This window comes from Bartonella sp. LJL80 (assembly GCF_054871565.1).
In genome coordinates, this window is sequence record NZ_JBTXLM010000003.1 from 1 (window position 1) to 8445 (window position 8445).

General features: G+C 48.9%; 4 protein-coding genes. 2 read left to right on the forward strand and 2 right to left on the reverse strand.

Features of this window, described 5'->3' with window-relative positions:
* On the forward strand, positions 1 to 3229 hold a 3229-nt coding region (locus ACYSNS_RS06835), incomplete at its 5' end, for an Ig-like domain-containing protein (protein ID WP_461722414.1).
* Positions 3230 to 3442: 213 nt separating this feature from the next.
* On the opposite strand, the gene ACYSNS_RS06840 is transcribed toward ACYSNS_RS06835, so the two are convergent.
* Together ACYSNS_RS06840 and ACYSNS_RS06845 are read right to left on the reverse strand one after the other, a co-directional pair.
* Positions 3443 to 3994 (reverse strand): DUF924 family protein, encoded by a 552-nt coding sequence (locus tag ACYSNS_RS06840; protein WP_461722415.1) that lies wholly within the window; start codon positions 3992 to 3994, stop codon positions 3443 to 3445.
* Between the two features lie 208 nt (positions 3995 to 4202).
* Complete coding sequence (locus ACYSNS_RS06845; protein ID WP_461722416.1) at positions 4203 to 4652, reverse strand: helix-turn-helix domain-containing protein; 450 nt, start codon at positions 4650 to 4652, stop codon at positions 4203 to 4205.
* A gap of 750 nt (positions 4653 to 5402) precedes the next feature.
* On the opposite strand from ACYSNS_RS06845, the gene ACYSNS_RS06850 reads away from it, so the two are divergent.
* A partial coding sequence (locus tag ACYSNS_RS06850) for an autotransporter family protein (protein WP_461722417.1) occupies positions 5403 to 8445 on the forward strand: 3043 nt, incomplete at its 3' end.

Sequence of the window (8445 nt, forward strand, 5' to 3'; positions counted from 1 at the left end):
GCATAATGTGGCAAGCGTCAGTGTGATGGCGGCAGCCCTGATTGCAGCAGGCGGCAAGATCGTTCAAGGCAGTGGTGTCAGCGATTATTCGGTGGTTCTTCCGCCCTATCAGCAGGGTGGCAATAACAGCTATGTCGTCAATGCCGTTGCAACGGATGTCAAAGGCAACACCTCGAAAGAGGCAACGACAACCGTGACAGTCAACGCCCCACAATTTGACAATGCCAACAGCACCTTCACCCCGCCCGAAACGACACTGCCGGCCGATAATGTGTCCGCGCAAACCTTGACACTGTCGTTAAAGACAATGCAGGGCACGGCCTATGATGTTCCCGTCAGCGATATCACATTGAATGTCACAGGCAAGAACACCGCCAAGGTTGATCCATCCTTCAAGCGGGTGGATGCCGGTGTCTACCAGATCACAGTCACTGCCGGTACAACGCCGGAAACGCTTATTCTTACACCGTCTGTTGACGGTAAAAACATCTCCTCGGCCAAGGTCCAGTTCGTTCCCGATGCAAGCACGGCCCGTGTGACCGATGTGGTTCTTGTCGGCACCGAGACGTCAAAGGTTGCCAATGGTGTCAACTTCTTCGAGTTCCAGGCAATTGTTCATGACGAACAGGGCAATCTTGTGCCCGACGCTGTCGTTGAATGGGCGCAGGATAAGGGTAGCGATGTCGTCCTTTCGGCCACCACGCGCACTGCATCCGGTGTCACCAGCAAAACAAACAGTCAGGGTATTGCTGTCATTCGGCTGACCAGCACGACCAAAGCAGTCGCCAATATCAAGGTCAGCGCCAATGTCCTCAACGACACAAATGTCGTCAGTGCCCAGCTCGTAAGCTTTGTGCCTGATGCAACGACAGCCAAACTGGTTGTCGAGTTGAAGGATACCAGTGTCACCAGCAAGGTTGCCAATGGTACCAATGCTTTTGATTATGTCGCGACCGTCAAGGATGGCAACGGCAATGCCATGTCCGGTGTTGTTGTTAACTGGAGCAAGGCACCCGATAATGATGCCACGCTTTCTGCCACAACCTCCACCACCGATGCATCAGGTATTGCAACAATCACGTTGACCAGCACCACCAAAGCCGTTGCCGATATTGCGGTGACGGGTAAGGTCACAACACCATTTACAGCCTCCGATGATGCGACCAAGGTCAGCTTTGTACCGGATGCAACGACAGCCACATTGGTTGTCGAGTTGAAGGATACCAGTGTCACCAGCAAGGTTGCCAATGGTACCAATGCTTTTGATTATGTCGCGACCGTCAAGGATGGCAATGGCAATGCCATGTCCGGTGTTGTTGTTAACTGGAGCAAGGCACCTGACAATGATGCCACGCTTTCTGCGACAACCTCGACCACCGATGCATCAGGTATTGCAACGATCACGCTAACCAGCACAAAGAAGGCTGTTGCCGATATTGCGGTGACGGGTAAGGTGTCAACACCCTTTACAGCCTCCGATGATGCGACCAAGGTCAGCTTTGTACCGGATGCAACGACAGCCACATTGGTTGTCGAGCTGAAGGATACCAGTGTCACCAGCAAGGTTGCCAATGGCACCAATGCTTTTGATTATGTTGCAACGGTCAAGGATGGCAATGGCAATGCCATGTCCGGTGTTGTTGTTAACTGGAGCAAGTCACCCGATAATGATGCCACACTTTCTGCGACAACCTCCACCACCGATGCATCAGGTATTGCAACAATCACATTGACCAGCACCACCAAAGCCGTAGCCGATATTGTCGTGACGGGTAAGGTCACAACACCATTTACAGACTCCGATGATGCGACCAAGGTCAGCTTTGTGCCTGATGCAACGACAGCCACATTGGTTGTCGAGCTCAAGGATACCAGTGTCACCAGCAAGGTTGCCAATGGTACCAATGCTTTTGATTATGTCGCGACCGTCAAGGATGGTAATGGCAATGCGATGTCCGATATAACGGTCAATTGGAGCAAGGCACCTGACAATGATGCCACGCTTTCTGCCACAACCTCCACCACCGATGCCTCGGGTGTTGCAACGATCACATTGACCAGCACCACCAAAGCCGTAGCCGATGTTGTGGTGACAGGTGCTGTCTCAACACTGTTTACAGCCTCCGATGATGCAACCAAGGTCAGCTTTGTGGGTGATGTATCCACTGCTAAAATCAAATCTGTGACACTCGTCGGCGCGGAAAAACGTGCGATTGCAAATGGTCGTGATAGCTTCGAATACACTGCTACTATTGAAGACGCGAATGGAAATCCATTAACTGATTCAAATGTGGTCATCAATTGGAGGACAAGCGACGTCAATGCCAAACTATCTACGACCCAATCTGAAACGGATTCTACTGGCACAGCTCTCATAACCCTTACAGCGACATCGGCAGCTGCTCATGATGTCTTAGTGTCTGCGGCGGTTTACGGTGACAATCTATATACGAGTGCTGATAGCCACATAAGTTTTGTGACATTGAATTTCGATTTAACGCCCAAGGATATGGTCGTTGTTGATGGGAGTCGAGTTCAATACTTTTTAAAGGCATACCCATCCGATGGTTCTTTATCAATTTCTGTAAATGATGATATAGAATGGGCGGCAAGCAACCCGGACATAGTAAACATTGACGAAGAAGGTATGGCGAAGGTTGCTACCGGGTCTGTAACGTCATCAGATGTTATAATTTCCGCAACGGGTAAATATCGATCAATTGACTTTGATGAAACGACCTTACTGAAAGTTCGACCACGACTTATAGCTGGACCATATGGAAAAAAGAATCCTGACGATGGTTCTGAGCAAGAATTTTTGATAGGTCCCCCAAATTATAATATATACATTCGATCTCGAGGTGTCGTTGATGCGATTGGTACGGATGAAGGTAGTTCAGCTGGTGGGACGGGGGGGCAACCTATGATAATCCCATTAAAAAATTTGGCTAAAATTAAGGTGCTTTCAGGTATTTGGCAGGACGACCCAGGAAAATACCGTATTATAAACATAACCTTTTATAATCTTGATGGTACACAAGTTTCATGCGGTGAAGGTACTTCACAAGCGACAAACTATACGGATGTAACGACAAGTGAATATACGGTGCCGAGCGGATATAAGCTAAGCGGAATACGTGCCATTGATAGCAAGGGTAGTCCAACTGGCCTTTATCCGAATCAATACTTTGTAAGCGTAGTTTCGTTTGTATTTTCTTTAACACAGTAACTTGTGAAAGAGTGTAGCGGAATAAACGCGGATATGGAAACCGCGCTAAAGCTGTTAACTGTAGATCCCGCGATAGCTGCCACCGAAATCGATCTCGATAAAACTGTCGATGACCGGTTTATCCGGCTGGCCAATGAAACAAATAAATAAAAAAGGTCCAAGCGGGGACCGCCGGAGGCCGGGAAGGCAATAAGGCCTTTCTGCCTCCGGTTATTATCCGGTAAAGCCACCCGCATCAAGAAATGCTTTTTCTTCGCGTGTCGTTGTCCGCCCTAATACGGCATTGCGGTGTGGAAAGCGTCTAAATTGATTGATGATGTCGTAGTGGACTTGGGCAAAATGCAATAGACGTTCATCTCCCAAAGCCGTGAAAAGCTGCATGCTCTTTTTCTGGTCGTCAAGATTTTCCGAATGTTCAAACGGCAGGTAAAGAAAGGGGCGGAGTTGCGGGTCAACCCGCTGATCGACATTCTTTTCGAGCGCTTTTGTTGCAACTTTGCGTGCATCCTTATCGCTACAAAAAGCGCGGACATCCTGACGAAACATATTACGTGGAAACTGGTCGAGTACGATCGTTAGAGCCAGTAAGCCTTCATCACTGTCGCACCAGCTTGCCAAACGACCAGCCAGCGCTTTTTGCCAAAGGGGTTGATAGTTTTCGACGATGAGTTGGTCGAAGCTGTCATCCTTGACGAACCATTTATCCTTTCCCGCATTCAACCAGAAGGCGGTAATGTCGCTCGGCAAAATTTGTTTATCACTCATTTTACAGCCTTTTTCGCACACCCCCCAGTTGCACAAAACATTATGCACCTAATCGTTCGTGAGATAAAGAGGGCAGAAACGGGCATTTTCAAGATGCGTCGGGAACTTTATTTCGACACACAAGTCGAGCAGCATATCCCATCAATGTTTGCCAAGAGGATAAGGTTGTCTTTGCAGTCTTATACGAAAGCTTCTTTAGGTCCTGACCCTAAAGCGCATTGATGAGGCGTGAAATCATCGCCTTTTGGCCGCCGCTTTCCAAAAGTTCATAGGCTGCCAATACAAGTTGTGCTTTTCTCTGCGCTGTGACGGCGTGGCCAGTTCTTTGTAGGCCTTCTTCGACGGCTTCTATTGCTGTCTGCAAGCGCCGTTCGTCCAAAAGTGCGTGACCGACAAAATCCTGCTTGCCGTTTGATCCGCAAAACATTTCGCCCTTGCCTGTCAATAACCAATTAATATCGATACCAAAGACCGTGAGATAAGATAAAAGCACTGAGGCATCGGGCGACCGCTCGCCACGCTCATAATGAGCAAGCCCGCTTTTGCTGATGTTCAGCTTTTCCGCAAACACTGAACGGTCAATATCCCCGAGTGTTTTGCGCACATCTCGAAGACGGCTGCCTAACGGTGTTTTCGCTCCTATTTCCAGACGCGCCAAAGAAATATCCTCAAAAGACACATTTGGACTTTACAAAAATCCAAATGTAATATAATTCTAATTCTATCGCCGGGTTTCCTCAGCGATTAATGTGTGTGTACCGCGTTTTAAGCACAGATGTGTTACATCTGTTCTATCAGTCTATGTAGTGCCTCAATTCCATTTTGGAACCGGTGCGCGTTGTGTGCCACCTATCTCAAAGGAACATCAGGCGCTTTAAACTCATCTGCCTTTGGGTGGTAGGTTTATTTCTGTTTGTAAAACATCGGGTCAGTCGATTGAAAGCAATGAAAATCACGCTTTTTATTATGCGATAATTCGGCTGGAAGGAAAAGAGGGGTGTCTGGAATGGTTCAAAGTAATAAACTGTTTTGTCTTAATATAGGACAGATGATGGCATGTTGTTGCCGCATTTAGTATTATTCACTGATAAAACCTTCCTAAATTACGAAAGTTTTAGTGCGAATCCTGATCCTCGTTGACGAGTTTGACGGGCGGGGGGTAAAACTTTTTTCAACGTTGGACGAATCCGCGCTTTTGGCAGGATTCCGGCCAAATTAAAGTCAATCTCAGCGTACGGAAGTCATCAATTTACCTGGCGATCATTGCTGCATGGGCCATGGCGGGTCCTGTGTGGTGTTTATGGTTGTGTCGCTTGTTTGTTCTGTGTCGGCTGGAAGGTCGTTCATGCGGATAAGAAAGCGCGGTCTTTTTTTGGGTTGTGCGCCTTTCTGTTATTGGGTCACGGAAATGTCGATAAGTAGATTTTATTTGTCTCTTGCAGCCTGTGTTTATGGTGTGTCGGTTTTGGGAGCCCAAGGTGCTACCCTGTCTATCAAAGACGGTACAACAGTCAATAAAACCGGCGAAAACTACGCCACGGCAGGTACGGCACCGGGTGATGCGGCAATTTATGTCGAAGGGGCAGGAAGTAGCCTCATTGGTGGTAATATAACTGCAACCGATGGCGGGTTTCCTGGAAACGCGGCAGTCCAAGCCTTTAAGGGCGGTACGATAGTGCTGACTGACAGCCATATTAATTCCGCTCGACCTTTATGGGCTGACGGAAGCGGCAGTTCTATTGTTATGAATGGTGGTTCCGTCAATAGTAACGGTACGATGTACCCGATTGCCCTTTATGTGAAAAACAAAGCCAGTATAACTTTAAACGATGTGGCTTACACCGGAAACGGGACTTTAAACTCGGAAGGTGTCGGTTCGGTACTGACAATCAATGGGGGCAGTGTCACCTTGGGCGCGACCGGCCAGTACCCCGCTATCAGCGCATCATTCGGTGGAAGTGTTCTGATCGAGGGGACGAAAATTCAATCTGTTGCAACTGCGTTAAGTACAGGTGCAGGTTCGAACGATCGGAGCTATCTGCGTGCCGAAAACTTTGATGTGACCAGTACTGCTGGTGAAGGGTTAAATGCCAATATATACAGCACAGTCGAGCTAAAAAACGGAACGATCCATACGATGGCTGACTATGGAAATGGTATATGGGTTGTAGGCAATGCCTTGACAGGTGACAATCGTACCGATGTGACCGGTGACGCGCTAACAATCATCACCGAAGGGCTGGGCGCGACGGGTGCCTATGCCAATAATGCCATGCTGACATTGACCAATACGGACATTATCGTCAATCGTGCCCATGCCTTGCAATCGGACGCCGGTGCGATTGTTTCTCTTACAGGTGGTTCTATAGCGGTTAATGGGTCCGGAGGTTTTGCAGTGTTGGCCTCAGGGCGGAATTCGCAGACCCATATTGATGATGTGCGGATCAACACGTTCGTCACGAGCAATATAGGGCTGCGAGCTTATAATAATGGTGTTGTGACAGTCAAAAACAGTACCATTACGACGCTTGGTGGCGGGGCGCACGGTATTTATGCCAGCAATAACAGCGCGTCCATTTCTGTAGCGAAAAGTACGATTAATGTGGCAGGCAGCGAGGCTTATGGCATTGTTGTGGCTTCCCTTGCATCGGTTACGGTTGATCAAACGCAACTGAAAACGACAGGCTTGAATGGGCATGGTGTTGTATTTTTGGGCCTAACGGCGAACAACAGTGTGACAGTGAATAATAGTTCTATCGATGCCCAAAACGGTGTTGGTATCGTTGCCAATGGTGGACAGAACACACTTAACTTAAAGAATTCTGTTTTGAACGGCGGATTGCAGCTTGTAACATCTACCAGTTATTTCGATTCCGGCACGTATTATGGGGCAAAAGTCGATATCGAAGCCGATAACAGCCAGCTAACCGGTGGCGCGACACTGGACGATAATTCAGCGACCAATATGATTCTAAAGAATAATTCGGTCTGGACGCTGCAAGCACCGATTGGGGGTACGACCTCGACGGTGACCAATCTGACGCTCGATAACAGTTCATTGGTCTTTGCTGCACCTACAGATATGGCGTTTCAAACCCTAGTGACATCAAACCTTAATACGACAAACGCCAATATTGGTATGAACACCTATCTCAACAGCGGTGGCGCTATGGATAACCAGCACACCGACCGTTTGCTGGTGAATGGCGATGTAACTGGCACGGTTTTGGTAAGCATAACGGCTACTGACACTAGTCCGGGCGGCGCGACCAGTACAGGTGGCAATCTGGCTGGAGAAGGTATTTCGCTCATTCAGGTGGCGGGCAATGCTGCGGAAGAGTCGTTCAAATTGCGTGGCGGATACGTAACCATGAATGGTTTGCCCTATCAGTATTCGCTTTATGCCTATGGGCCGGGTGCCAAAAATGGCGCAGCCGATGAAACCCAACGCCTCGTAGATGGTACAAATCCTTATTGGGACTATCGCTTACAAAGTGTCTATGTCGAGCCGCCTGTTGACCCCGTTGATCCCAATGGTGGCGGCAACGGTGGTGGCACGACACCGCCTGTCAAGGCGGTTGCACCCCAGCTTGCCAGTTATCTTGTGGCCCCCACAGCGCTGTTTCAGGCAGGCCTGATGGATATCAGCAATTTGCATAGCCGCCTGGGCGAGATCCGTCAGAACAAAATGGGTGATAGCAGCGGGCAGGGAGAGTTCTTCCTGCGCACCTATGGCGGTACCTATGACACGTCATCCAACCGCAGTGCTTTGAACTATGGCTATGATGCCGATATGCAATATGCCGCCATTCAGGCGGGCGGAAACCTCTATGCCATTGAAACGGCCAACAGTATCACCCGTTTTGGTTTATCGGGCAGCTATGGTGAATTGTCTTTCGAGCCGAAGCATGTCTATGGCAGCGAAAAGAATGATATCAATAAATGGACAGTATCGGCTTATGCCACCTATTTGCGTGATAATGGTTTCTATGTTGATGGCATAATCTCTTATGGCGGCTTTAGCGGTGATGTATCGACGTCGCTACGCGGCAAGACGGCCAAGGTCAAGGGTGACAGTTTTGCTGTATCCGTTGAAACGGGAATGCCTTTTGAAACGGGTATTGCAGGTTTGGTGATCGAGCCGCAGGCGCAACTTGTTTATCAGCGTCTGATGTTTGATACGCAGCGTGATATCGACAACTTCCGAGTTGATCTGGGCGATCAGAACCAGTGGACGGCGCGAGTGGGAGGACGTTTGGTCAAGACTTTGCAGCCCACGGCGCAAGGGCGTGTGGTGAGTGTTTACGGTAAGCTGAACCTTTTGACGAGCTTTGGCGATGGCGGAACAGTAAACTTTGGCGACAACTTCAAGCTTGGAGATTTTGGTTCGGCCATTGAGGGCGGTTTGGGCATCAATGCGAAAATGTCGGAAAACTTCTCGCTCTATGGCG

What these genes read in the sequence shown, in the direction of transcription:
- ACYSNS_RS06840 (WP_461722415.1), bottom strand. Translation starts at nt 3,994, where the DNA reads ATGAGTGATAAACAAATTTTGCCGAGCGACATTACCGCCTTCTGGTTG.